Below are 23,443 nucleotides of genomic sequence, written 5' to 3' on the forward strand. Positions count from 1 at the left end.
GGGGTATGAACAACAAGCTGATCCTGTTGTTGCTGTCGCTCTGTTGCCTCGGTTCGCCGGGCATCGCCGCGTCCCGGGACGAGGCTCCCCTCTACCGCAGTGTCGACCTGGGCCGGCTCATGGGCACGGGCAGGGACTACCAGACGCGCATCGTCTTCCTGGGAACCGGCAGCCCCATCCTCGAGCCGAACAAGGCCGGGCAATCGATCGCGATCGTGGTGAAGGACCAGGTCTACGTGTTCGATGCCGGGCATGGCAGCATGAACAACCTGTCCAGGTATGCGGACGGCAAGGTCTTCCCCGCGTGGAAGATGCCCACCGGGTACCCGGGCGCCGGCTACATGGACAAGCTGTTCCTGACGCACCTGGACAGCGACCATGTCCTCGATGTGCCGGCGTTTCTCCTGCGCTTCTGGATATACGGCCGCCAGGGACCGGCCCGGGTCCATGGCCCGCCGGGCACGGAGGCGCTGGTGCGTGGCGTGCTGGAGGGGAACAAGGCGTGGATAGACTATCGCCTGGCTTCGGCCAGGACGAGGAACAAGGCAGGCATCACCGTGGAAACCAGGGAGTTCTCGGCCCCCGGCCTGGTCTTCGCCGACGAGAACGTTCGCGTTTCCGCCTTCCAGGTCGTCCATGGCAGTTGGGACCCCGACAGGACATACGGGTACAGGGTGGAAACCCCGGACCTGGTGATCGCCATCACCGGCGACTATTCATACCGCTTGACCCCGGCACTGGAGGAGAAGCTGGCGGGCAGCGACATCGTCATCAGCGAAGTCATGAGCTCGGCGGGCACCGGGAAGCTTCCGGGGGAGTGGCGCGACTACATGCTCGATGCCCATACCACGGAAACGCAGTTGGCGGCGCTGATGGCCAAGGTGAAGCCCGGGCTGCTGATTGGCACCCACGTGCTGACGCACGGGGAGGCGCGCAGCGACCTGCTGTCTCGCTTGCAGGCGCTGTATGGAGGGCGTGTCGCGCTGGCCGATGACAATATGGTCTTTCAATGAGTGGCGTCGTCATGCCTCTTCGCGTAGTCGATGGATGAGCCGCTCCTTCAGGTGCGCGTGCCGCCTTCGACGATATGCCTGAGCAACTGTTCGGCCGCCGCCGACAGGCTGCGGCCGGCGCGGCGAACGATGCCGATCTGCCTTTCGATGTGGGGTTCGGCCAGCGGTACGAAGGCCAGTTGCCGGTTGTCCGCGGGGAATGCCAGCAGGGGCAGGGTGGTGACGCCGATGCCTTCCTCGAGCATCGCGATCAGCGAGATCATGTTCGACACGAACAGCGGGCTGTTCGCCAGCAGGCTTTGCGCCGGCGTGCCGTCGAGCAGGCGCGAGGTACCGTTGCGCACCAGCGGCAGGTTTTCCAGGCGCGACCAGTGCAGCGGCCGGGGGTCCTGTGCCAGTGGGTGGTCATGGCGGCAGACCACGCCGATGCGGTCCTGCCACAGCGGGGTGAATGCCAGCGTTTCGTCTTCGCTCCACAGGCTGCTGATGCCGAAGTCCACCTGGCCCTGGGCGACCAGGTTCTGCACGGTATCGGCGTTGGCGTCCTGGATGCTGATGTGCAGCTTGGGGTAGCGGCGCACGAAGTCGGCCAGCAGTTTCGGCAGGATCCGGCTGGCCACCGAGGGCACGGTGGCAATGCTCACCTGGCCGATCTCATGGCGGGCCAGCAACTGTAGCTCGCGGGCGATGCGGTCGTGCTGCTCGAGCAGCGCGCGGAACAGGGGCAGGCAGTGCTGGCCGAACGGGGTCAGTTCAGCGCGTCCGCCTTTTTCGAACAGCGCCTGGCCGAGTTTCTGCTCGAGCTCGCGGATCGCCAGCGATACCGCCGGTTGCGTGCGGTGTGCCTGGCGCGCGGCGGCATGGAAGCCCTGCAGGTCGACGACCATGACGAAATAGCGCAGCTGGATGATTTTCAGTTCGGGCAGCATGCAAAGATTTTCTTATCGAAAATGAATTTTAATTAATTTTTATATCTACCAGAAAACCTCCAAGATGGCACCACGCAATGGGAGGTCTTCATGGCACAGCACATTCAGCAGAACTACATCGACGGCGCCTGGTGCGAGGGCGAAGGCGCCATCGCCAACCTGAACCCGTCGGACACCAGTGACGTCATCGGGCACTACGCCCAGGCCGGCGCGGGGCAGGTGGCCCAGGCTATCGCCGTGGCCCGCCGGGCCCAGCCAGAGTGGGCGGCCACCGGCCTGGAGCAGCGCCAGCGGGTGCTGCAGGCCATCGGCGATGAGCTGATCGCACGCAAGGACGAGTTGGGCCGCCAACTGTCCCGCGAAGAAGGCAAGCCGCTCGCCGAAGGCATCGGCGAGGTATACCGCTCCGGCCAATTCTTCCATTACTACGCCGCCGAAGTGCTTCGGCAAATGGGCGAGACCGCCGACTCGGTACGCCCGGGCATCGAGATCGAAGTGCGCCGTGAACCGGTCGGCGTGGTCGGGGTCGTCACCCCGTGGAACTTCCCCATGGCCACCGCCGCCTGGAAGATCGCGCCGGCCCTGGCGTTCGGCAACGCGGTACTGTTCAAGCCGGCCAACCTGGTGCCGGCCAGCGCCTGGTCGCTGGCCGAGGTGATCAGCCGCCAGGGCCTGCCCGCTGGCACCTTCAACCTGCTGATGGGCAGCGGCGCCACGGTCGGCGACAGCCTGGTCAATAGCCGCGACATCGATGCCCTGACCTTCACCGGCTCGCTGCAGACCGGCCGCCGGGTGGCGGCCTCCACCGCCGGCAACCTGGTGCGCTGCCAACTGGAGATGGGCAGCAAGAACGCCCTGGTGGTGCTCGACGATGCCGATCTGGAGCTGGCCGTGGAGTGTGCCCTCAACGGGGCTTTCTTCGGCACCGGGCAGAAGTGCACGGCCTCTTCGCGGCTGATCGTTTGCGCAGGCATCCATGACCGCTTCGTCGCCGCCCTGGTCGCACGCATGCGCGAGCTGAAGGTCGGCCATGCCCTGGAGGCGGGCGTGCAGATCGGCCCGGTGGCCGAGGCGCGGCAACTGGAGCAGAACCTCGAATACCTGCGCCTGGGCCAGGAAGAGGGGGCGCGCCTGGTCGAGGGCGGCGAACGCCTGGCGCTGGCCACCCAGGGCTACTTCATGCGTCCGGCGCTGTTCGTCGACGGCGACAACGCCATGCGCATCAACCGCGAGGAAATCTTCGGCCCCATCGCCTGCGTGATCCGCGTGGCTGATTACGAAGAGGCGCTGGCCACGCTGAACGACACCGACTATGGCCTCACCGCCGGCATCGTCACCCAGTCCCTGCGCCATGCCAGCGACTTCAAGCGCCGCGCCCGCTGCGGCTGCGTGATGGTCAACCTGCCCACCGCCGGCACCGATTACCACGTGCCTTTCGGCGGTCGCAAGGCCTCCAGTTTCGGACCGCGCGAGCAGGGGCAGTACGCCCGCGATTTCTACACCCAGGTCAAAACCACCTATGTGCGGCCCTGAGCCGGAGGTCGAGATGCACGAGATGTTGATGATCGACGGCCTGCAGTACTCCAACTGGAGCGAAGCGATCTTCCGCCAGATGCGCGAAGGTGGCCTGAGCGCGGTGCATGCCACCATCGCCTACCACGAGAACGCCCGGGAAACCCTCTCGCGCATCGGCGAGTGGAATCGTCGCTTCGAGGCCTGGCCGGAGTTGATCCGTCCGGTACGCCAGGCCTCGGACATCCGCCTGGCCCACCAGGAAGGGCGTGTCGGGGTGTTCTTCGGCCTGCAGAACTGCTCGCCGATCGAGGACGACATCGACCTGGTGGAGGTCTTCCGCCAGCTCGGGGTGTTCATCATGCAACTGACGTACAACAACCAGAGCCTGCTCGCCAGCGGCTGCTACGAGAGCGAGGACAACGGCATCAGCCGCTTCGGCCGGCAGGTGATCGCCGAGATGAACCGCGTCGGCATGCTCATCGACATGTCCCACAGCGCAGAGCGCAGCACCCTGGAAGCGATCGAGCTGTCCAGCCGGCCGGTGATCATCTCCCATGCCAACCCCAGCAGCTTCCACCCGGCCCGGCGCAACAAGTCCGACCGCGTCCTGCAGGCGATAGCCGAGTCCGGCGGCCTGCTCGGTTTCAGCACCTACCCGTTCCACCTCAGGGATGCCTCCAACTGCTCGCTGGAGGACTTCTGCGACATGGTCGCGCGGACCGCCGACCTGATGGGCGTGCAACGCATCGGGATCGGCTCCGACCTGTGCCAGCAGCAACCCCTGCAGGTACTGGAATGGATGCGCAACGGCCGCTGGAGCAAGGACAAGGACTACGGCGAAGGCTCGGCGGACAACGCTCACTGGCCCGAGCCGCTGGGCTGGTTCCGCGACAGCCGGGATTTCCCGGTGATTGCCCGCGGCCTGCGCCAGCGCGGCTTCGCCGAAACCGATGTGCACGACATCATGGGACTCAACTGGCTGCGCCTGCTGGAGTCCTCCACCACCCTCCAACCCTGAACACCACTGGATATCGAGAGGCCTGCATGAACAACAACAATGGTGCCTCGTCCATCCGCCGTACCGATGGACCTAGCCTGATCCCGACGCTCCTGCCCCCACTGCCCGATGGCCGTGTTCCGCCGACTTGATCCGGTAACGGCAGCACTTCGACCCATCGTCGCTCATTCGTCCGCCGGCGCCCTCTGTGCCGCGGCGGACCACCAAGGCCTGGTGCCTTCAGGAGGCGTTATGGAACTCCCTGCTCTGCAAACCACGGCGGATTCCCCGCCCAATCGCGCGGCCATCCGCGACATCGACTGGCCGCTGTTCATCATCAGCGGTGGCTTTTTCCTGCTGTTCCTGGTCGTGGCCCTGGCCAACCTGCCGGCGCTGACCAGCGTGGTGAATGCGGCGTTCGCCTGGGCTACCCGCAGTTTCGGCCTGTATTGGCAGGTACTCACCGTTGCGGTTTTCCTGGTCAGCCTGTGGCTGGGTTTCTCGCGCCTGGGGCTGGTGCGCCTCGGCGGTGCGGATGCGCGGCCGGAACTGAGCACCTTCTCCTGGGTCGTGGTCATCATGTGCGCCCTGCTGGCCGGGGGCGGCGCCTTCTGGGCCGCCGCCGAGCCGCTGATGCACTTCGCCAGCCCGCCGCCGTACTTCGCGGTGGAGGCCAGGACCCATGCCGCTGGCCTGGCTGCGCTGGCGCAGTCCTATCTGCACTGGGGCTTCCTAGCCTGGGCGACCCTGGGCAGTCTGCTCAGCGTGGTGCTGATGCACCTGCACTACGATAAGGGGCTGCCCCTGGCGCCGCGTACGCTGCTTTACCCGCTGCTCGGCCAGCGTGCGCTGAAAGGCCCGATCGCCACCCTGGCCGACGCCGCCTCGATCATCGCGGTGGCCGCCGGCACCATCGGCCCGATCGGCTTCCTCGGGCTGCAGATCGCCTACGTGCTGCACTCGGTCTGGCAGGTACCGGACACGCTGGTCGTGCAGACCTCGGTGATCCTTGCCGTCACCGCGATCTTCACCATCGCCTGCGTGGCCGGCCTGGAGGGCCTGCGCTTCGTCGGCAAGATCCACGTCTGGCTGATGCTGGGCCTGGCCGCCTTCCTGTTCCTCTTCGGGCCGACGCTGTTCCTCAGCGAGTCCTTCTCCCAGGCGCTGGGGATGCACATCGGCAACTTCTTCCAGACCGCCTTCTACCGCGACGATGCGCAATGGCTGAACTGGTGGACGCTGTTCTACTGGGGCTGGTTCATCGGCTACGCGCCGATGATGGCGATCTTCGTCGCCAAGGTGTCCCGCGGCCGGCACATCCGCAGCCTGGTGATGCTGTTGTCGCTGGGCGCGCCGCTGATCACCATGCTCTGGTTCACGTTGGTCGGCGGGACCGGTATCGGCCTGGAGCTGGCGTCCCCCGGCTCGGTGATGGGCAGTTCGACGCAACCCGAGGCGCTGCTGCTGGGCGTGGCTCAGGCCATGCCGATGCCGATGCTGATCTCCGCGCTGTTCCTGTTCCTCAGCTTCTTCTCGGTGGTGACCACCGCGGGCTCGATGTCCTACACCGTGGCCATGGCGATCACCGGCGACCGGCATGAGCCGCAGGCCTGGCTGAAAGTGTTCTGGGCGGTGGGCATGGGCCTGGTCGGTGCGGTGCTGATCACCATGGGGGCCGGTGGCGTCTCGGCCCTGCAATCGTTCATCGTGATCACTGCCTTGCCGGTGTCGCTGCTGGTGCTGCCGTCGCTCTGGGATGCCCCGCGCATCGCCCGGCAGATGGCGCGGGAGCAAGGGCTATGAACATGAGCTTTCCTGGAGTCGAGAGCATGAGCAGTACCGTCCCCACCCTGCGTCCGGCCAGCCAGGTCATGCAACTGGAGCGCCTGGGCGCCCAGTTCCAGTGCCGCCTGAGCTTCGTGCGCAGTTGCATGCGGCGGATGATGAACGAGCGCTGGCGGATCGAGCGCCAGCGCTTCGACCTCGACGGCGAAGGCTACGGCACTGCCATCTACCGCATTGACACGCCCAACGGGCGTTACCACGGGGTGTTCTTCTCGCTCTACCTGCCGGAGGAAAAGCGCAGTGACCGGGTGATCGCCGACCAGTGGGACGTCAGCTTCGTGCTGCTCAGGGGCGAGGTCGAGGCCGGGCAACTGGAGGCGTTGCGGCGCAATGTCCCGCTGCAGGAGGCTGGGCGCAACGATGCCCGTGTGCTGGTGCTGTCCCGCGCCAACCGCAGCGTGCGCAATTTCGAGCGTTTCCTCGGCGCGCTCGCCGAGGGGCGCCAGCCCGACCCGCAGCATCTGGCGGAGGTCGGCTACCTGTACCGGACCACCGCGGTATACGGCAATGGCAAGTTCGGCATCGCCGACTTCGCCTGCCTGCAGGGCAATCCGGACTTCGACCAACCGTTCAGCGCGCAGATGTTCACCGTCTACCTGCTGCGCCATTTCAGCATCGAGCAGATCGAGCACATGGCCCGGGCCCGCTCGCCGCAGCAGGCTGTGCGCCTGGCGCCGGAGCTGCAGCGCTACCTGGGCGTGGGCAATGCCACCGGGCTGGGCATGGCGCCCTTCCTGATCAACCATCCGCAACTGATCGCGCAATGGGTCTGGGCGCGCGAGACCGCCCTGGGGCGCGTATTGGCCACCGCCGCCGATGGCGCGACCCTGGCGCGCCTGAATGCGCTGGTTGAGCGCGCGGCGTTGCACCTGGAACAGACCTACACAGAAGACCCGTGGCAGACCCGGGCCAATCGCCAGAGCCTGGCCGACCTGCTGCACATGGGTGAATGGCTGGCGCGGCAGCCGGCCGATGCGGACCTCTGGCCGCGGCTGCTGGCCTGGAGCGAAGCCCATGCGGGGCTGGGTTGCCAGGAGCTGCTTGTGAGCCTGTTGCTGGAGCTGTACCCATCGCTGGTGGATCCGCTGGAGCGGCAGATGGGCGTCGACGAAGGCCTGCAGTTGGAGGCGGACATGCCGCTGGCCAGCTTGCTCACGCTGATCGAGGAGCGCTATGCCTGGGCGCTGGAATACGATTTCGACAGCGCCGAGGCCAACCACTATTTCTGGTACCGCTCGGCGGAGAAGGAAGAGCCGCGCCTGGGCGTGCGCCTGGAGGAGCCTGGCGCCGAGAAAGAGATGCGCCTGGCCGTGGCCCGCGACATCCAGCGCTGTCACCAGGCGCTCGACGAGTACCTGCGCCGCGAGCCGCGGCACAGGGTGGCGCACTTCCTGCTCGCCCAGCCGCAGCACAAGGGCACCGTCCGCCGCCTGCAAGGCATGGCGCAGAGCGTCTATGGCGAGATTCGCACCAACCCGCTGGACCGGCAGATGCTGCCGATCCACCTGTTGCGCTGCAAGCTGGCGTTCTTCGGCGCGGGCAAGTTCGACCCGAAGTCCAGCCGCTGGGTACGCATCACCCTGTTCCAGGGGGCGCCGCTGGTCAGCGACATCGGCCAACCGTTCGCCGATGACTGGAACTTCGCCTTGATGCCGTTGGGAGGGCAGTGAAATGCGTGTGGCTTTCAACGAAGTCCAGGTGCTGTGCCGCAAGGCGTTCGAGGGGCTGGGGCTGGACCCGGGCGATGGCGAGGACGCCGCTCAGATGGTCGCTTGGGCCCAGTTGCATGGTCTGGATGGCCTGGGAGCGCTGGCCAGGGGGCTGTCGTTCATGGAGAGCGATGCCCAGCGGCCGGTCGAGTTATGCTATGAAGACGATGGCCAGGTGCTGCTCGACGCCGGTGGCCAGAGTGTCCTGCGCAGTGCCGTGCTGGCCCTCGAACTGGGGGCGGCTAAGGCGATGCGCAGCGGCGCAGCCTCGGTGCGTATCCGCCGCTGCCACAACCGCATTCTGCTGCTCGCTCATCTCGCCGGCTGCGCTCGGCGTGGCCTGAATGTCTGCGCCTACTGGCGCGACACCCGCCAGGAAGCGGTGGTGAGCTTCGCCGCTGGGCAGGGCTGCCCGAGGCTGAGCGTCTACCGCCTGCCGGCAGGCAGCCGGGACGACGAGCAGAGCCTGAATATCCTGCTCTCGCAATACTTCCAGCTGTCCCAGCGGGTGCCGGAGGGCGCCTTGCTGATCGACCGGGATGCCGACAACCTGGCGGAAACGGCCGAACGCCAATTGAGCGAGGGCATCGAAGTCGACCCGCAGGTCTGGGACACCCTCAAGCGCCTGGGCGAGCGGGTGCTGGTGGAAAGCACCGAAGCGTCCCGGCTGCGTGGCGCCGGCGAGGGTAGCGAATCGATCCTTCAACAGATGAATGGCAAAAGCGCATGAAACGAGCGATCAAGACCGACCTGTACGCTTCGCCCGCACCGCTGGAGTGGGCGGTGGTGGGCAACGGCATACTGTACACCGCACAGATTCCCATCGATGCGCGGGGGCAGGTGGTCGAGGGCGGCATTGAAGCCCAGGCGCGGCAGACTCTGGACAACCTACGGCACACCCTGCAAGCCGCGGGCTGCGGTCTGGAGGCGGTGACCCAGGTGCTGATCTACGTGACCGACCGCCGCTACCTGGCAACGGTGAATGCCATCTACGCCGAGTACTTCCAGGCGCCTTACCCGAACCGGGCCGCCGTCGTGGTGGCCGGGTTGGCCAGGGAGGAGATGCTGGTCGAGCTGGTGGTCTACGCCTGCGTCGAGTGACGGCCCGCCCGCCAGAAAAACGAAGCCCCGCCAAGTGCGGGGCTTTTTCATGCAGGGCAGGGCTCAGAGGTCGAAGTCGTAGTCCGACAGCTGGCGCTGCAGGCGGCGCTCTTCGAGGTAGTTGTCGATGATGCGGCGCTTGGTCAGGTTGGTCTTGGCGACTTCGGCGGCAGCTTCGGCGCTGTCGTCGGCATCGTCGGTGCTCACTTCGTCTTCGAGCTCGAGATCTTCTTTATCGGCCATAACGATCACTCCAACTTGCGGGGTGTGCTTGGCGCCCCTTATAGCGACAAAGCTCGGGGCGGTAAAAAAGATTTTTTCAATGAGCGGCGATGCTTTTGACGATAGCACTCAATCGTCGGAAGTCTTGTGCTTGTACTCGCACAGGTCCTCGATCCGGCAGCTGCCGCACTGCGGCTTGCGCGCCTTGCAGACGTAGCGGCCATGCAGGATCAGCCAGTGGTGGGCGTCCAGCAGGTATTCCCTGGGCACGAACTTGAGCAGCTTGCGCTCCACTTCCAGGACGTTCTTGCCCGGCGCGATGTTGGTGCGGTTGGCGACGCGGAAGATGTGCGTGTCCACCGCCATGGCCAACTGGCGGAAGGCGGTGTTGAGCACCACGTTGGCGGTCTTGCGCCCCACGCCGGGCAGCGCCTCGAGGTCCTCGCGGTTCTCCGGGACCTTGCTGCCGTGCTTCTCGATGAGGATGCGGCAGGTCTCGATGACGTTCTTCGCCTTGCTGTTGTACAGGCCGATGGTCTTGATGTACTCCGACAGCCCGTCCACGCCCAGGGCGTAGATGGCTTCCGGGGTGTTGGCCACCGGGTAGAGCCTGGCCGTGGCCTTGTTCACCCCGACGTCGGTGGCCTGGGCGGACAGGATCACCGCGATCAGCAACTCGAAGGGCGAGTCGTAGGCCAGTTCGGTCTTGGGGTCGGGGTTGTCTTCTTGCAGACGGCGGAAAATCTCCGCGCGCTTGGCGGCATTCATTCGATCACTCCGGTCACGCGGACGCGCTGGCGCTCTGCGGCGGGTACGTTGCCCGCCTGCGCCCTGGCGCGTTCCGCCAGGCTTTCATCGATACGGTTCTTCAGGGCTATCAGCAGGCCCAGCAGCAGGAAGGCGCCGGGCGGCAGCACGGCGAGCAGGAAGCCCTGGTAGTCGGCTATCTGCAGCTTCCAGCCGGCGGCGGCCGGACCGAACAGCAGGTTCATGTCGGCCAGCAGGGTGCCGTGGCCGATGAGTTCGCGCAAGGTGCCCAGCACCAGCAGCACCAGGGCGAAGCCGGCGCCGGTCATCAGGCCGTCGAAGGCCGAGCGGGCGATGCCGTTGCGCGCGGCGAAGGCCTCGGCGCGGCCGAGGATCACGCAGTTGGTGGTGATCAGCGGGATGAAGATGCCGAGGATCTGGTACAGCTCGAAGGTCCAGGCCTGCATCAGCAGCTCGATGCAGGTGGTCAGGGCGGCGATGATCAGCACGAACACCGGCAGCCGCACGGCTTCGCTGAGCCAGCGGCGGGTGGCCGAGATGGCGGCGTTGGAGCAGGCCAGCACGAAGATGGTCGCCAGCCCCAGGCCCAGGGCGTTGACCATGGAGTTGCTGGTGCCCAGCAGCGGGCACAGGCCCAGCAGCTGGACCAGGCCGGGGTTGTTCCGCCACAGGCCCTGGCGGGCGATCTCGCGGTAGCTATTCATGTGCCTCGCCTCCGGCCGCCGGTGCCAGCAGCTCGGTCTTGTGCGCGTCGAAGTACTGCAGCGCCTTGTGCGTGGCCTTGACCACGGCGCGCGGGGTGACGGTGGCGCCGGCGAACTGGTCGAACCGGCCGCCGTCCTTCTTCACCTTCCAGCCGGCCTCGCCGGGGTCGGCCAGGGAGCGCCCGTCGAAGCCGTGCAGCCAGTCGCTCTTGCCCAGCTCGATCTTGTCGCCCAGGCCCGGGGTTTCCTTGTGCGCCACCACCCGCACGCCGAGCAGGCGGCCTTCGGCGCTGACGCCCACCAGCAGCTCGATGCTGCCGCCGTAGCCGTCCGGCGCGCTGGCCGGGAGGATCACGCCGGTGGCGCGGCCCCGCAGGCGGGCGACGAAGGCCTGGGCCGGCCGCGGCTTGCCCAGCAGCCTGGGTTCGAAGACCTCGATGGGGGTGTCCAGCGGGTGGTTGTCGTAGCTGCCCGGCGGCAGCAGTTCCAGCAGCAGGCGCCCGCGCGCCTCGCGCTGGGCCTGCTCGATGCGCGCCTGGGTGAACTGGTGGACCACCGCCACCAGGCCCACGCAGAGCACCGCGAAGGCCCCCAGCAGCAGGGCGTTCTTCAGCATGGAGCGGCGGCTGTCGGCCATCTCATTCCCCCAGCTTGAAGCCGCGCTTGGGCTTCTTGTGCCCGTAGCTGCGCGGGCGGGTGTAGTAGTCGATGGTTGGCGCTGCCAGGTTCATCAGCAGCACGGCGAAGGCCACGCCGTCGGGGTAGCCGCCCCAGGCGCGGATCACGTAGGTGATGATGCCCACGCCCAGGCCGAACACCAGGCGCCCGCGGTTGCTGGTGGCGCCGGAGACCGGGTCGGTGACGATGAAGAAGGCACCGAGCATGGCCGCCCCGCTGAACAGGTGGAACAGCGGCGAGCCGTGGGAATCCGAGCCCGAGCCGTTCCAGAACAGCAGGCTCATGACGAACAGGCCGCCGAGCATGCCCAGCGGCGCATGCCAGGTGAACAGCTTGCGCCAGAGCAGGTACAGGCCGCCGGCGAGGAAGGCCAGGTTGACCAGCTCCACGCCGTGCCCGCCGACATGGCCGAAGGCCGTGCTCTGCGTCACCAGCTCGTCGATGGTCAGGCTGTGGTTGTTCTTCAGCACGTCCAGCGCGGTGGCGCCGGCCCAGGCGTCCGGCGGCGGCGCGCCGAGACCGAGAATGCGCGAGAGGCCGTCGACCAGCCCGAGGCCGGTGTCGGGGCTGGGCCAGCGCGTCATTTCCAGGGGAAAGGACACCAGCACCACCACGTAGCCGAGCATCGCCGGGTTGAACGGGTTCTGCCCGAGGCCGCCGTACAGGTGCTTGCCGAACACCAGGGCGAAGGCGGTGGCCAGCAGGCTCAGCCACCAGGGCGCGTAGGGCGGCAGGGCCAGGGCCAGGAGCACGGCGGTGACCAGCGCGCTGCCGTCCTGGAGGAAGACCGCCAGCGGGCGCTTGCGCAGGTACAGCATCAGCGCTTCGGTACCCAGGGCCACGGCCGAGCACCAGAGCAGGTTGAACAGGGGGCCGACGCCGTACAGGGCGATCAGCGCCAGGGCGCCCGGCACCAGCGCGGCGAGCACCTGCAGCATGACTTTCTGCGTGCGGTTGGCGCCGGTGGCGTGGGGCGAGGAAAAACGCGGCAGGGCCATGGGCTACTCCGTATCGCGCGCGGCCAGCGCGCTTTCCGCTGCCGCCAGGCGCTCGCGCGCGGCGGCCAGGCGGGCTTCGTCGGCGCCTTCGCGTTCGAGCTTTTTGAGGTCGGCGCGGGCGTAGGCCAGTTCGGTCTTGAGGGCGCGGGTGGCGGCGTCCACCGGGCGCTTGTCGATGCGCTGCAGGTCCGGCGCCGGCTTGCCGCTGGCGTCCTCGGCGGCGTGCAGCTGGCGCTCGGCCTCGGCCAGGGCTTCGCGCAGCAGGGCCAGCTGCGCTTCGCCGGCGCCGTCCTGCTCGGCTTTCCGCAGCTCGGCGCGGCGGGTGACCAGGGCGACCTTGGCCTTCTTCAGTTGCGCCATGCCGTCGCCGGCCGGTGCTGCCGCGGGTTCGGGCGTCGCCTGCAACTGCGCCAGGCGGCGCTCGGCCTGCTCGGCGGCTTCGCGCAGTTGGGCGAGGGTGGCCTGCTGCTGTTCGCCGGGCGCTTCGCCAAAGGCTTTCTCGGACTTCTTCAACTGGGCGCGGGCCATGGCGGCGTCGATCTTCGCTTTCTTCAGGGCTGCTTCGTCGCGGGCTTCCGGCACGGGGGCGGCGGGGGCCGGCCCGGCTTCGGCGGTCTCCAGGGCCAGGCGCGCCTGTTCGGCGGCCTGGCGCAGGGCCTCGACCTGGGCGCGCAGTTGCTCGGTGTCGTGGGCGGCCAGTTGCTTCTCGGCCTTCTGCAGGGCGACGCGGGCCATGCTGGCCTCGATCTTCAGCCGCTTGAGGTCGGCGCCGGCGTTGCCCACGGCCTTCTCCGCCTTCACGCGCTCGATGGCCGATTGCGGCGCTTCCGCCAGCGGCGCGGCGGCCTGGGCCTCGCGGGCGCGGGCGGCGCGTTCCAGGCGGGCCTGGCGTTCCTCGGCCTTGCGCGCCTCCTCGTGGCGCAGGCGTTCCTGGCGGTGCTCGAAGCGCAGGCGCGAGTGTTCGGCCTTCTGCTGTTTCAGCTGCAGTTCGCGGATGTCCGCCTTGGCCGCGCGGTAGTACTGCACCAGCGGGATGCTGGAGGGGCAGACGTAGGCGCAGGCGCCGCACTCGATGCAGTCGAACAGGTTGTAGGCCTGCAGTTGCTCGTGGTCGTCGCCCCGGGCGAAGAAGTACAGCTGCTGCGGCAGCAGGCTGGCCGGGCAGGCCTGGGCGCAATCGCCGCAGCGAATGCACGGCAGGGCCGCCGGTGGCGCCGGCAGTTCCTCTGCGGTGGCGGCCAGCAGGCAGTTGGCGGTCTTGACCAGCGGGGCCTGCAGGTCGCCCAGGGTGACGCCCATCAGCGGGCCGCCCATGAGCAGGCGGCCGAGCCGGCCGTGGTCGAGGCCGGCGAAGTCCAGCAGTTCGCCGACCGGCGTGCCCAGCAGCGCCTCGACGTTCATCGGCCGCGCCAGGGCGGCCCCGGTCAGGGTGGTGATGCGCGAGATCAGCGGGCGGCCGAGGATCACCGCGTCGCGCAGCGCCACGACGGTGCCGACGTTGACGCAGACCATGCCGATGTCCGCCGGCAGCCCGCCGCTGGGCACCTCGCGGCCGCTGAGCAACTGGATCAGCTGGCGCTCGCCGCCGGAGGGGTACTTGGTCGGGACGACGCGCAGCTCGATGGCGCGCTCGCCGATGGCCTGGCGCAGGGCCTCGATGGCCTGCGGCTTGTCGTCCTCGATGCCGAGCAGCACCTGCTGCGGCTGCAGCAGGTGCATGAGAATCTCGATGCCTTCCACCAGTTCGGCGGCGCGTTCGCGCATCAGCATGTCGTCGGCGCTGATGTAGGGCTCGCACTCGGCGCCGTTGATCACCAGGGTGTGCAGGTCCTCGGCGGCGCGCGCGGCCAGCTTGGCGGCGGTGGGGAAGCCGGCGCCGCCAAGCCCGGCGATGCCGGCCTGGCGGATGCGCTCCAGCAGGGCGGCGGGGCTTTCCTGGCGGTAGTCCGGGCTGGGTTGCAGCGGCGCCCACTCGTCACGGCCGTCGGCGTCGATGACGATGGCTTCGGCCAGCAGGCCCGACGGGTGCGGGTAGGGCTGTTCGCCGATGGCCATCACGGTGCCGGAGGTCGGCGCATGCACGGCCGCGCTGATGGCGCTGCCGGGGCTGGCGATCATCTGGCCCTTGAGCACGCGCTCGCCAACGTCCACGCAGGGCAGGGCGGGCGCGCCGGTGTGCTGCTGCAGCGGCAGGACCAGGCGCTTGGGCAGCGGCGCCCGGAGGATGGGGCTGGCGGTGGATTGCTGTTTGTGCGTCGGCAGGTGCAGGCCGCCGGGGAAGTCCCAGGCCTTGGCGTTCATGCGGCCTGCTCCCGGTCGCTGGCGATCAGCCGGGCAGCGGGCAGCGGCCATTTCCATTCGCGTACGCCGACCTGCAGGTCACGCATCTCGATGCAGTCCACCGGGCAGGGCTCCACGCACAGGTCGCAGCCGGTGCATTCGTCGGCGATCACCGTGTGCATCTGCCGCGCGGCGCCGACGATGGCGTCCACCGGGCAGGCCTGGATGCACTTGGTGCAGCCGATGCACTCGGCCTCGCGGATGAAGGCCACCCGCGGCGGGGTTTCCGCTGCTGCGTCCAGGGGCGGCGCCTCGACGTCGAGCAGGTCGGCGAGGGCGGCGATGGTGGCGCTGCCGCCGGGCGGGCACTTGTTGATCGCGTCGCCCTGGGCGATGGCCTCGGCGTAGGGCTTGCAGCCGGCGTAGCCGCACTGGCCGCACTGGGTCTGCGGCAACAGGGCGTTGACCTGTTCGGCCACCGGGTCGCCCGCGACCCTGTAGCGCACCGCGGCGTAGCCGAGCAGGGCGCCGCTGGCCAGGCACAGGGCCAGCAGCACGCCGACCGCGAGCAGCACGGCAGTCATAGCTTGATCAGCCCGGTGAAGCCCATGAACGCCAGGGACATCAGCCCGGCGGTGATCATGCCGATGGCCGCGCCCTGGAAGGGCCTGGGCACGTCGGCGATGGCGATGCGCTCGCGCAGGGCGGCGAACAGCACCAGCACCAGGGAGAAGCCCAGGCCGGCGCCAAAGCCCTGCACGCTTGACTGCAGGAAGCCGTACTCGGGCTTGTTGGCATTGAGCAGGGCCACGCCGAGGACGATGCAGTTGGTGGTGATCAGCGGCAGGAAGATGCCGAGCACCCGGTACAGCAGCGGGCTGCTCTTCTTCACCAGCAGTTCGGTGAACTGCACCACCACGGCGATCACCAGGATGAAGCCGATGGTGCGCAGGTACTCCAGGTCCAGCGGCCGCAGCACGTAGCGCTGGAGGATGTAGCTGCAGATCGAGGCCAGGGTCAGCACGAAGGTGGTGGCCAGGGCCAGGCCGATGGCCGTCTCGATCTTGCGTGACACGCCCATGAACGGGCACAGGCCGAGGAACTGCACCAGCACGAAGTTGTTGACCAGGATGGCGCTGACCAGGATCAGGGCGAGTTCGGTCATGGCCGGGCGCCCGGGGCAGGGTAGAGCTTGCGCATGCTCAGATTCCCCTTGTCAGCAGATCGATGGCGGCGACGATGTCCTGCCGCAGGTGCGCCAGACTGCCCACCGCCTCGCCCAGGTCACGGCGGGCCACGCCGGCCATCTGCGGGGTGAGCAGCAGCAGCTTCTCGCCCTCCACCAGCACCTCGGGCATCAACCGGCTGATGCCGGCCAGGCCCTTGCCGCGGCTGAGCGGGATCACCACGCGGGTGTTCAGCGAGGCGAGCAGGTCGCTCTGCACGTCCAGCAGCAGCGGGATTTCCCCGCGGCCGCGCGGGCTGGGGTTGCGGTAGAGGTCGAACTGCATCAGAAGCTCCGCAGGTCGTCGCCGAAGACGCCGGCGTCTTCCACATGCTGATTGTAGGCGTCGATGGCCTCGCGGTTCTGTTCCAGCCAGCGTGCCTGCAGGCGCTCCCGGACCACTTCGGCCAGCGCTTCCTCCAGCACCGCCGAGAGGTTCACGTCCAGCTCGCGGGCCTGCTTGAGCAGGTCGCTGTTCAGGCTGAGGTTGGTGGCTTTCTTCGGGGCTTGGGGGTCGTAGGTCGTGTGCATGGGAATCTCCGCGTCGACATGCGCATAGGTTATGCGCATGTCACCCCAGCGGCAATCGCCGGCGCTTCAGTAGACCATGCAGGCCGCGTTGAGCAGGCCCACGCTCAGCGAGCAGCCGCCGAGGAACACGCCGTGGGCCAGGGTGTCGTTGGCGATGCCGGCCTTGAGTTCCGGGACAAGGCGCGAGATACCCAGGTACACCAGGGCCTGCACCAGCATGGCCACCAGACCCCAGAGCAGCATGTCGCGCAGGCCGACGCTGTTGGCGATGGCGCTGGCCAACGGCAGGGCGAAGCCGAGCAGGGCCCCGACCAGGGCAGTGGCGGCGCTCAGGTTGCCCTGGCGGATCAGGCGGATTTCCGCATAGGGCGTCAGGCGGATGTACAGGCTGGCGAACAGGCCGAACAGCGCCAGGGCGGCGGCCAGGTAGACGATGAAGTTGGGCAACAGGTCCATGGGATTCCCTCGCGGCGCGCTGCGGGCGTCGCCGTTGGTTCAGTCGATGAAGTAGTGCGGCACGAAGCGGCTGCTGTCGCGGGTGATGGGGCTGGCATCCTCGCGGATGCCCAGGCCCGCGGCCTGCTCGCCGACCACCCAGCAGCCGAGCACGGCGTGGTTGCCGGCGTATTCGGCCAGCGGCGCGTAGGCCTGGTAGATGCAGGGCGCGTCGCCGTGGGGGCCGTCGCTTTCCAGGCGCAGGTCGCCGGCGACGATGCGGATGTTCTCGCCCTCGCGGGAATACAGTGGCTTGCGCACGTAGGCACCGGGCAGGTCGTCGCGGAAGCTCGCCGGCAGCAGATTCGGGTGGCCGGGGTTGAGCTGCCAGAGGATCGGCAGCATGGCCTTGCTCGACATCAGCAGCTTCCAGGCCGGTTCGACGAAGCGGGTGCCGCTGCGTTCGAGGTGCCGGCCGAAGTCGTCCTGCATCAGCCATTCCCAGGGGTAGAGCTTGAAGCAGTGGCGGATGTCCTGTTCGTACTGGTCGACGAAGGTGCCGCGCCCGGCGTGGTGGCCGATGAACTCCACGGGCAGGTAACGCGTCTGCAGGCCGGCCTGGCGCGCGGTGTCCTGCAGGTAGAGGGCGTTGCCGGTGTCTTCCTCGTGGCCGTCGATGGCGCAGAAGTGCACCGGGCCGTCCGGGGCGATGGCGCGCCAGCGCGCGATCAGCTTCTCGTGCAGCGAGTTGAACTGGTCGGCGGCGGGGTTCAGGTCGTTCAGCCAGTGCCACTGCACCACGCTGGCCTCCAGCAGGCCGGTGGGGGTGTCGGCGTTGTACTCCAGCAGCTTGGGCGCGCCGCTGCCGTTCCAGGAAAAATCGAAGCGCCCGTACAGGCTCGGGTCCTGGCGGCGCCAGGCGCGCACGGCTTCCTCGATGGCGGCCTCGGGCAGGGCGAAGGGGGCGAAGTGTTCGTGGGCGATCACCCAGTCCAGCGCTTCCAGGTAGCGCTGGTGCAGGTCTTCGCTCGCCGCTTCCAGCGTCTCGATCTGCTCCAGGGTGAATTCGTAGGCGACCGACTCGTCCCAGTAGCGGCCGTCGATGCTGTGGAAGGTGAAGCCGACCGACTCGCAGCGCTCGCGCCAGTCCGGCCGCGGCTCCATGGCCAGGCGTCGCATCAGCCGCCCCCGGAGAAGCGCGCCCCGGACGCGCCGAAGCCGCCGCGGGTGATGAGTTGCCGCGACTGCACCTGGAAACTCTGCGCGGTGCGCGGGCGCGAGCCTTCCTCGTAGCTGGGGCCGTAGTAGCTGCGCCCGGCACTGCTGCCGCCGCTGGTGCTGCCGGAGGATTCCGGCTCGCAGGCGCTGGGCGTGCTGCCCCAGTCCTTCAGGCAGTCTTCGCGGGTGGCGTAGCGGTCGCGGTACACCGGGTTGTGGTGGAGCATGGCCACGACCACGCTGCCGGTGAGCAGGGTGGCGACGACGTTGGATTTCTTCATGGCCGGCGGGCCGGGTGGTGGTGCGGGGGCATCGGCGGTTCCTTGCGCGGGGATGTCCTTTGGGGCGCAGCGAGTCTAGCGGGGCGCCGTGGCGGGCGGAAGTGAGGGCATTGCGGAAACGACGACGCCGGCCCAGGGGCCGGCGTCGTGGACAGCGCAGGGCGCTTACTTCACGCGCTGGCCCGGCTTGGCGCCGCTGTCGGGGCTGAGCAGGTAGATTTCCTCGCCGCCGGGGCCGGCGGCCAGAACCATGCCTTCGGAGACGCCGAACTTCATCTTGCGCGGGGCCAGGTTGGCCACGTACAGGGTCAGGCGGCCTTCGAGCTTGCTCGGGTCCGGGTAGGCGCTCTTGATGCCGGAGAACACGTTGCGCTTCTCGTCGCCGATGTCCAGGGACAGGCGCAGCAGCTTGTCGGCGCCCTCGACGAACTCGCACTTCTCGATCAGCGCGATGCGCAGGTCGACGGCGGCGAAGGCGTCGAAGTTGATTTCCGCGGCCAGCGGGTCCTTGGTCAGTTCGCCATTGCCCTGGGGCTGGTTGGCGGCGGCGAGGTCTTCCTTGGAGGCTTCGATCATGGCTTCGATTTTCGCGGGCTCGATACGGGTCATCAGCGGGTTGAACGGGTTCAGTTGGTGGTTGGCCAGCAGGTTCTCGTGGTCGCTCCACTTCAGCGGGGCGACGTTGAGGAAGGCTTCGGCGGCCTCGGCCAGCTTCGGCAGCACCGGCTTGAGGAAGATCACCAGCTGGCGGAACAGGTTCACGCCCAGGGCGCAGATGGCCTGCACTTCGGCCTGCTTGCCTTCCTGCTTGTTCAGCGCCCAGGGCGCCTTGTCGGCGATCCAGGCGTTGGCCTGGTCGGCCAGGGCCATGATCTCGCGCATGGCACGGCCGAAGTCGCGGGCCTCGTAGGCGGCGGCGATGCTCGGCGCGGCGCTCTGGAAGGATTCGACCAGTTCCGGCGCCGGGTTGGCGTCCACCAGCAGGCCGTTGTTGCCCTTTTGGATGAAGCCGGCGCAGCGGCTGGCGATGTTGACCACCTTGCCGACCAGGTCGGAGTTGACCTTCTGCACGAAGTCCTCGAGGTTCAGGTCGAGGTCGTCGACGCCGCGGCCGAGCTTGGCGGCGTAGTAGTAGCGCAGGTATTCCGGGTCCAGGTGGTCCAGGTAGGTGCGCGCCTTGACGAAGGTGCCGCGCGACTTGGACATCTTCTGGCCGTTGACGGTCAGGTAGCCGTGCACGTTCAGCGCGGTCGGCTTGCGGTAGCCGGCGCCTTCGAGCATGGCCGGCCAGAACAGCGCGTGGAAGTTGACGATGTCCTTGCCGATGAAGTGGTACAGCTCGGCCTTGGAATCCTTGTTCCAGTAAGCGTCGAAGTCCAGTTCCGGGCGGCGCGCGCAGAGGTTCTTGAAGCTGGCCATGTAGCCGATGGGCGCGTCCAGCCAGACGTAGAAGTACTTGCCCGGGGCGTCGGGAATCTCGAAGCCGAAGTAGGGCGCGTCGCGGGAGATGTCCCACTCCTGCAGGCCGCTATCCAGCCACTCGGCGAGCTTGTTGGCCACCGACTCCTGCAGGGTGCCGCTGCGCGTCCACTGCTGCAGCATGGCCTGGAAGTCAGGCAGCTTGAAGAAGTAGTGCAGCGACTCCTTGAGCACCGGGGTGGCGCCGGAAATCGCCGATTTCGGGTCCTTCAGCTCGGTGGGCGCGTAGGTGGCGCCGCAGGCCTCGCAGTTGTCGCCGTACTGGTCGGCGGTGCCGCACTTCGGGCAGGTGCCCTTGATGAAGCGGTCGGCCAGGAACATCTGCTTTTCCGGGTCGAAGTACTGGGTCACCGGGCGCGTGGCGATGTGCCCGGCCTCGCGCAGCTTCAGGTAGATGGCCGAGGACAGCTCGCGGTTCTCTTGCGAGTGGGTCGAGTGGTAGTTGTCGAAGTCCACCAGGAAGTCGGCGAAGTCGCCCATGTGCTCGGCGCGCACGGCGTCGATCAGTTGCTCCGAGGTGATGCCCTCGCGCTCGGCGCGCAGCATGATGGCCGAGCCGTGGGCGTCGTCCGCGCAGACGTACACCGCCTGGTTGCCACGCATCTTCTGGAAACGCACCCAGATGTCGGTCTGGATGTACTCCAGCATGTGACCCAGGTGGATCGAGCCGTTGGCGTAGGGCAGGGCGCTGGTGACGAGGATCTGGCGGTTTTCGGACATGATGCTCAGGCCATTGGGGCAAAACGAGGGAAGTCGGTAACTATATAGGAAGCGGCAAGCTGCAAGCCACAACAGGCTACAGGCGGCAGGCCATAGGCTGCAGGCAGGAGCGAAGAGCGTTCGCTGCCTGCTGTTCGCCTGAAGCCTGCAGCCTGTAGCCTGCCGCTGCTGTTAGAATTCCCTCCTACCGTGCTCAGCCTTTTTTCGGGAGAACCCATGAGCGTCGTCACCCGCGCCACGGTGGAGGCCGTCCTCCGCCAGATCACCGACCCGCACACCGGCCAGAACCTGCTCGACGCCGGCTACCTGCGCGACCTCGACATCCAGGGCGGCCGCGTTGCCCTGGGCCTGGAGCTGGGCTACGCCTGCGGCCTGTTCAGGAACGGCCTGGCGCAGACCGTGCAGATGGCCCTGGAGGCCGCCGACGGGGTGGAGTCGGCCCAGGTGAAGGTGGATGTGAAGATCGCCGCGCACAAGGCCCAGGCCCAGGTGCCGGGCATGAGCAACGTCAAGAACATCATCGCCGTGGCCTCCGGCAAGGGCGGCGTGGGCAAGTCCACCACCGCCGCCAACCTGGCCCTGGCGCTGGCCCGCGAGGGCGCGCGGGTGGGCATCCTCGACGCCGACATCTACGGCCCCAGCCAGGGCATCATGTTCGGCATCGCCGAGGGCACCCGGCCGAAGGTGCGCGAGCAGAAGTGGTTCGTGCCGCTGGAGGCCCATGGCGTGGAAGTCATGTCCATGGCCTTCCTCACCGACGACAACACCCCGGTGGTATGGCGCGGGCCGATGGTCTCCGGCGCGCTGCTGCAGCTGATCACCCAGACCGCCTGGAACGACCTGGACTACCTGGTGATCGACATGCCGCCGGGCACTGGCGACATCCAGCTGACCCTGGCGCAGAAGGTCCCGGTGGCCGGCGCGGTGATCGTCACTACCCCGCAGGACCTGGCCCTGCTCGACGCCAGGAAGGGCGTGGAGATGTTCCGCAAGGTCAACATCCCGGTGCTGGGCGTGGTGGAGAACATGGCGGTGCACATCTGCTCCAACTGCGGCCACGCCGAGCACCTGTTCGGCGAGGGCGGCGGTGAGAAGCTGGCCGCGCAGTACGGCGTGGAGCTGCTGGCCTCGCTGCCGCTGTCCATGGCCATCCGCATGCAGGCCGACGGCGGCAAGCCGACGGTGATCGCCGACCCGGAAAGCCAGCTGGCGATGATCTACCAGGAAATGGCCCGCTGCGTCGGTGCGCGCATCGCCCTGAGCGAGAAGGACGCGCCGGCCATGCCGAGCATCTCCATCAGCGAGGATTGACCCTGCGACAAGGCCGCCCGGCGTGCCCCTTTGCCGGGCGGCGCGCCTGCCGGTAAGATTCGCGTTTCATTTTTCAGCAGCTACGGGACGCCCGCCATGAGCATCAAATCGGACAAGTGGATTCGCCGCATGGCCCTGGAGCACGGGATGATCGAGCCCTTCGTCGAGCGCCAGGTGCGCGGCGCCGATGACAGCCGGGTGATCTCCTACGGCGTCTCCAGCTACGGCTACGACGTGCGCTGCGCGGCCGAGTTCAAGGTGTTCACCAACATCCACTCGGCGGTGGTGGACCCGAAGAACTTCGACGAGAAGAGTTTCGTCGACATCAACAGCGACGTCTGCATCATCCCGCCGAACTCCTTCGCCCTGGCGCGCACCGTGGAATACTTCCGGATTCCCCGCGACGTGCTGACCATCTGCCTGGGCAAGAGTACCTACGCGCGCTGCGGCATCATCGTCAACGTCACCCCGCTGGAACCGGAGTGGGAGGGCCACGTGACCCTGGAGTTTTCCAACACCACCAACCTGCCGGCGAAGATCTACGCCCATGAGGGCGTGGCGCAGATGCTGTTCCTGCAGTCGGACGAAGCCTGCGAGGTCTCCTATCGCGATCGCGGCGGCAAGTACCAGGGCCAGACCGGCGTGACCCTGCCCAAGGCCTGAGGCCGAAGGCGGATACGAGAAACCGGGCCATGGCCCGGTTTTTTGTTGCCTGGGGGCGGGGAGAGAGGGCGGCATGGCCCCCCTGTAGGAGCGCGCCCTGCGCGCGATTGCGGGCCAACCGGCTAGCGATGTCGCTGCCCGGCTGCTGCGGACAGCTCCTTCTCCCGCTTGCGGGAGAGGGCTGGGGAGAGGGCAACGGACTTCGACGACACACTGGTGCTGGGCTTGGCCCCGCTCCCCCTCCCTGACCCTCCCCCGCAAGCGGGAGAGGGGACCGTTGGGCAGAATGGGCGGCCACGCAGTCAGCCGGGGGGGCTGTTCGCGAGCAAGCTCGCTCCTACAAGAGCGGGCGGGTGTGCAGGATGTCTGTTTGGCCTCGCTTGACGCCGAACGGCCCCCTCTCCCTTCAGGGAGAGGGCTGGGGAGAGGGCAACGGACTTCGACGACACACTGGTGCTGGGCTTGGCTCCGCACCCCCTCCCTAACCCTCCCCCGCAAGCGGGAGAGGGGACCGTTGGGCAGGGCGAGGGGCCATGGAGTCAGCCGGTAGCCCCGTTCGCGAGCAAGCTCGCTCCTACGAGAGCGGGTAGCTCGGGTGTGCAGGATGACTGTTTGGCCTCGCTTGACGCCGAACGGCCCCCTCTCCCTTCAGGGCGGGCCGCGTAGGCGAGGGCTGGGGAGAGGGCAACGGACTTCGACGACACACTGGTGCTGGGCTTGGCTCCGCTCCCCCTCCCTAACCCTCCCCCGCAAGCGGGAGAGGGGACCGTTGGGCAGAATGGGCGGCCACGCAGTCAGCCGGGGGCCTGTTCGCGAGCAAG

Annotated in this window: 24 protein-coding genes; 9 read left to right on the forward strand and 15 right to left on the reverse strand. The window is 67.9% G+C overall.

Features of this window, described 5'->3' with window-relative positions:
- The first annotated feature begins 5 nt into the window (after positions 1 to 5).
- Positions 6 to 1,013 (forward strand): MBL fold metallo-hydrolase, encoded by a 1,008-nt coding sequence (locus VV867_RS24570; protein ID WP_328567804.1) that lies wholly within the window; start codon positions 6 to 8, stop codon positions 1,011 to 1,013.
- Between the two features lie 47 nt (positions 1,014 to 1,060).
- On the opposite strand, the gene VV867_RS24575 is transcribed toward VV867_RS24570, so the two are convergent.
- Complete coding sequence (locus tag VV867_RS24575) at positions 1,061 to 1,942, reverse strand: LysR family transcriptional regulator (protein WP_328567805.1); 882 nt, start codon at positions 1,940 to 1,942, stop codon at positions 1,061 to 1,063.
- A 90-nt stretch (positions 1,943 to 2,032) separates the two neighbouring features.
- On the opposite strand from VV867_RS24575, the gene VV867_RS24580 reads away from it, so the two are divergent.
- From VV867_RS24580 to VV867_RS24605, 6 genes are all read left to right on the forward strand, one after another.
- On the forward strand, positions 2,033 to 3,475 hold the full coding sequence (locus tag VV867_RS24580; RefSeq protein WP_328567806.1) for an aldehyde dehydrogenase family protein: 1,443 nt from the start codon (positions 2,033 to 2,035) through the stop codon (positions 3,473 to 3,475).
- A gap of 13 nt (positions 3,476 to 3,488) precedes the next feature.
- A complete protein-coding gene (locus tag VV867_RS24585; RefSeq protein ID WP_328567807.1) occupies positions 3,489 to 4,475 on the forward strand; it encodes a dipeptidase in 987 nt (328 codons plus the stop codon).
- A gap of 231 nt (positions 4,476 to 4,706) precedes the next feature.
- A complete protein-coding gene (locus tag VV867_RS24590; RefSeq protein ID WP_328567808.1) occupies positions 4,707 to 6,257 on the forward strand; it encodes a BCCT family transporter in 1,551 nt (516 codons plus the stop codon).
- Between the two features lie 26 nt (positions 6,258 to 6,283).
- Positions 6,284 to 7,969, forward strand: a complete 1,686-nt coding sequence (locus VV867_RS24595) for a hypothetical protein (RefSeq protein WP_328567809.1) — start codon at positions 6,284 to 6,286, stop codon at positions 7,967 to 7,969.
- A 1-nt stretch (position 7,970) separates the two neighbouring features.
- A complete protein-coding gene (locus tag VV867_RS24600; protein WP_328567810.1) occupies positions 7,971 to 8,738 on the forward strand; it encodes a DUF3726 domain-containing protein in 768 nt (255 codons plus the stop codon).
- Complete coding sequence (locus VV867_RS24605; protein WP_328567811.1) at positions 8,735 to 9,109, forward strand: RidA family protein; 375 nt, start codon at positions 8,735 to 8,737, stop codon at positions 9,107 to 9,109. The genes VV867_RS24600 and VV867_RS24605 overlap by 4 nt, the downstream gene beginning before the upstream one ends.
- 63 nt (positions 9,110 to 9,172) lie before the next feature.
- Here VV867_RS24605 and VV867_RS24610 read toward each other — a convergent pair whose 3' ends face one another.
- The 14 genes from VV867_RS24610 to metG form a co-directional block, all read right to left on the reverse strand.
- Positions 9,173 to 9,352, reverse strand: a complete 180-nt coding sequence (locus VV867_RS24610) for a PA3496 family putative envelope integrity protein (protein ID WP_275627415.1) — start codon at positions 9,350 to 9,352, stop codon at positions 9,173 to 9,175.
- A gap of 108 nt (positions 9,353 to 9,460) precedes the next feature.
- Complete coding sequence (nth, locus tag VV867_RS24615; protein ID WP_089394101.1) at positions 9,461 to 10,099, reverse strand: endonuclease III; 639 nt, start codon at positions 10,097 to 10,099, stop codon at positions 9,461 to 9,463.
- Positions 10,096 to 10,803: an electron transport complex subunit E gene (locus VV867_RS24620; protein WP_328567812.1), complete on the reverse strand. Its 708-nt coding sequence runs from the start codon at positions 10,801 to 10,803 to the stop codon at positions 10,096 to 10,098. Before VV867_RS24620 ends, nth begins: the two co-directional genes overlap by 4 nt.
- Positions 10,796 to 11,440, reverse strand: a complete 645-nt coding sequence (rsxG, locus tag VV867_RS24625) for an electron transport complex subunit RsxG (RefSeq protein ID WP_328567813.1) — start codon at positions 11,438 to 11,440, stop codon at positions 10,796 to 10,798. Before rsxG ends, VV867_RS24620 begins: the two co-directional genes overlap by 8 nt.
- Before the next feature lies 1 nt (position 11,441).
- Positions 11,442 to 12,479, reverse strand: coding sequence for an RnfABCDGE type electron transport complex subunit D (locus tag VV867_RS24630; protein ID WP_328567814.1), 1,038 nt, complete (start codon positions 12,477 to 12,479; stop codon positions 11,442 to 11,444).
- A gap of 3 nt (positions 12,480 to 12,482) precedes the next feature.
- A complete protein-coding gene (gene rsxC, locus VV867_RS24635) occupies positions 12,483 to 14,780 on the reverse strand; it encodes an electron transport complex subunit RsxC (protein ID WP_328567815.1) in 2,298 nt (765 codons plus the stop codon).
- On the reverse strand, positions 14,777 to 15,343 hold the full coding sequence (rsxB, locus tag VV867_RS24640; protein WP_328567816.1) for an electron transport complex subunit RsxB: 567 nt from the start codon (positions 15,341 to 15,343) through the stop codon (positions 14,777 to 14,779). Before rsxB ends, rsxC begins: the two co-directional genes overlap by 4 nt.
- Positions 15,340 to 15,924, reverse strand: coding sequence for an electron transport complex subunit RsxA (rsxA, locus tag VV867_RS24645; RefSeq protein ID WP_328567817.1), 585 nt, complete (start codon positions 15,922 to 15,924; stop codon positions 15,340 to 15,342). Before rsxA ends, rsxB begins: the two co-directional genes overlap by 4 nt.
- A gap of 37 nt (positions 15,925 to 15,961) precedes the next feature.
- Positions 15,962 to 16,270 carry a CcdB family protein gene (locus VV867_RS24650; RefSeq protein WP_256595956.1) on the reverse strand — a complete coding sequence of 103 codons (309 nt, stop codon included), beginning with the start codon at positions 16,268 to 16,270 and terminating at the stop codon, positions 15,962 to 15,964.
- Entirely contained in the window at positions 16,270 to 16,515 is a 246-nt protein-coding gene (locus tag VV867_RS24655; RefSeq protein WP_109936032.1) for a type II toxin-antitoxin system CcdA family antitoxin, read from the reverse strand. Before VV867_RS24655 ends, VV867_RS24650 begins: the two co-directional genes overlap by 1 nt.
- 66 nt (positions 16,516 to 16,581) lie before the next feature.
- Positions 16,582 to 16,971, reverse strand: a complete 390-nt coding sequence (locus VV867_RS24660) for a DUF350 domain-containing protein (protein ID WP_109936031.1) — start codon at positions 16,969 to 16,971, stop codon at positions 16,582 to 16,584.
- Positions 16,972 to 17,010: 39 nt separating this feature from the next.
- Entirely contained in the window at positions 17,011 to 18,129 is a 1,119-nt protein-coding gene (locus tag VV867_RS24665) for a glutathionylspermidine synthase family protein (protein WP_109936030.1), read from the reverse strand.
- Entirely contained in the window at positions 18,129 to 18,449 is a 321-nt protein-coding gene (locus VV867_RS24670) for a hypothetical protein (RefSeq protein ID WP_328567818.1), read from the reverse strand. The genes VV867_RS24665 and VV867_RS24670 overlap by 1 nt, the downstream gene beginning before the upstream one ends.
- A 165-nt stretch (positions 18,450 to 18,614) precedes the next feature.
- Positions 18,615 to 20,648 (reverse strand): methionine--tRNA ligase, encoded by a 2,034-nt coding sequence (metG, locus tag VV867_RS24675; protein ID WP_328567819.1) that lies wholly within the window; start codon positions 20,646 to 20,648, stop codon positions 18,615 to 18,617.
- Positions 20,649 to 20,864: 216 nt separating this feature from the next.
- Between metG and apbC the strand changes: the two genes are divergently transcribed.
- Together apbC and dcd are read left to right on the forward strand one after the other, a co-directional pair.
- Positions 20,865 to 21,959, forward strand: coding sequence for an iron-sulfur cluster carrier protein ApbC (apbC, locus tag VV867_RS24680; protein WP_275627406.1), 1,095 nt, complete (start codon positions 20,865 to 20,867; stop codon positions 21,957 to 21,959).
- Between the two features lie 96 nt (positions 21,960 to 22,055).
- Positions 22,056 to 22,622 carry a dCTP deaminase gene (dcd, locus tag VV867_RS24685; RefSeq protein WP_109936026.1) on the forward strand — a complete coding sequence of 189 codons (567 nt, stop codon included), beginning with the start codon at positions 22,056 to 22,058 and terminating at the stop codon, positions 22,620 to 22,622.
- The last annotated feature ends 821 nt before the right edge of the window (positions 22,623 to 23,443 follow it).

It is taken from the genome of Pseudomonas sp. JH-2 (assembly GCF_036231725.1).
Lineage (GTDB): Bacteria > Pseudomonadota > Gammaproteobacteria > Pseudomonadales > Pseudomonadaceae > Pseudomonas > Pseudomonas delhiensis.

Excerpts from the sequence above, each read along its gene's own strand:
- VV867_RS24570 (WP_328567804.1), top strand. The coding sequence starts at position 6 with ATGAACAACAAGCTGATCCTGTTGTTGCTGTCGCTCTGTTGCCTCGGT.
- VV867_RS24575 (WP_328567805.1), bottom strand. The coding sequence starts at position 1,942 with ATGCTGCCCGAACTGAAAATCATCCAGCTGCGCTATTTCGTCATGGTC.
- VV867_RS24580 (WP_328567806.1), top strand. The coding sequence starts at position 2,033 with ATGGCACAGCACATTCAGCAGAACTACATCGACGGCGCCTGGTGCGAG.
- VV867_RS24585 (WP_328567807.1), top strand. The coding sequence starts at position 3,489 with ATGCACGAGATGTTGATGATCGACGGCCTGCAGTACTCCAACTGGAGC.
- VV867_RS24590 (WP_328567808.1), top strand. The coding sequence starts at position 4,707 with ATGGAACTCCCTGCTCTGCAAACCACGGCGGATTCCCCGCCCAATCGC.
- VV867_RS24595 (WP_328567809.1), top strand. The coding sequence starts at position 6,284 with ATGAGCAGTACCGTCCCCACCCTGCGTCCGGCCAGCCAGGTCATGCAA.
- VV867_RS24600 (WP_328567810.1), top strand. The coding sequence starts at position 7,971 with ATGCGTGTGGCTTTCAACGAAGTCCAGGTGCTGTGCCGCAAGGCGTTC.
- VV867_RS24605 (WP_328567811.1), top strand. The coding sequence starts at position 8,735 with ATGAAACGAGCGATCAAGACCGACCTGTACGCTTCGCCCGCACCGCTG.
- VV867_RS24610 (WP_275627415.1), bottom strand. The coding sequence starts at position 9,352 with ATGGCCGATAAAGAAGATCTCGAGCTCGAAGACGAAGTGAGCACCGAC.
- nth (WP_089394101.1), bottom strand. The coding sequence starts at position 10,099 with ATGAATGCCGCCAAGCGCGCGGAGATTTTCCGCCGTCTGCAAGAAGAC.
- VV867_RS24620 (WP_328567812.1), bottom strand. The coding sequence starts at position 10,803 with ATGAATAGCTACCGCGAGATCGCCCGCCAGGGCCTGTGGCGGAACAAC.
- rsxG (WP_328567813.1), bottom strand. The coding sequence starts at position 11,440 with ATGGCCGACAGCCGCCGCTCCATGCTGAAGAACGCCCTGCTGCTGGGG.
- VV867_RS24630 (WP_328567814.1), bottom strand. The coding sequence starts at position 12,479 with ATGGCCCTGCCGCGTTTTTCCTCGCCCCACGCCACCGGCGCCAACCGC.
- rsxC (WP_328567815.1), bottom strand. The coding sequence starts at position 14,780 with ATGAACGCCAAGGCCTGGGACTTCCCCGGCGGCCTGCACCTGCCGACG.
- rsxB (WP_328567816.1), bottom strand. The coding sequence starts at position 15,343 with ATGACTGCCGTGCTGCTCGCGGTCGGCGTGCTGCTGGCCCTGTGCCTG.
- rsxA (WP_328567817.1), bottom strand. The coding sequence starts at position 15,924 with ATGACCGAACTCGCCCTGATCCTGGTCAGCGCCATCCTGGTCAACAAC.
- VV867_RS24650 (WP_256595956.1), bottom strand. The coding sequence starts at position 16,270 with ATGCAGTTCGACCTCTACCGCAACCCCAGCCCGCGCGGCCGCGGGGAA.
- VV867_RS24655 (WP_109936032.1), bottom strand. The coding sequence starts at position 16,515 with ATGCACACGACCTACGACCCCCAAGCCCCGAAGAAAGCCACCAACCTC.
- VV867_RS24660 (WP_109936031.1), bottom strand. The coding sequence starts at position 16,971 with ATGGACCTGTTGCCCAACTTCATCGTCTACCTGGCCGCCGCCCTGGCG.
- VV867_RS24665 (WP_109936030.1), bottom strand. The coding sequence starts at position 18,129 with ATGCGACGCCTGGCCATGGAGCCGCGGCCGGACTGGCGCGAGCGCTGC.
- VV867_RS24670 (WP_328567818.1), bottom strand. The coding sequence starts at position 18,449 with ATGAAGAAATCCAACGTCGTCGCCACCCTGCTCACCGGCAGCGTGGTC.
- metG (WP_328567819.1), bottom strand. The coding sequence starts at position 20,648 with ATGTCCGAAAACCGCCAGATCCTCGTCACCAGCGCCCTGCCCTACGCC.
- apbC (WP_275627406.1), top strand. The coding sequence starts at position 20,865 with ATGAGCGTCGTCACCCGCGCCACGGTGGAGGCCGTCCTCCGCCAGATC.
- dcd (WP_109936026.1), top strand. The coding sequence starts at position 22,056 with ATGAGCATCAAATCGGACAAGTGGATTCGCCGCATGGCCCTGGAGCAC.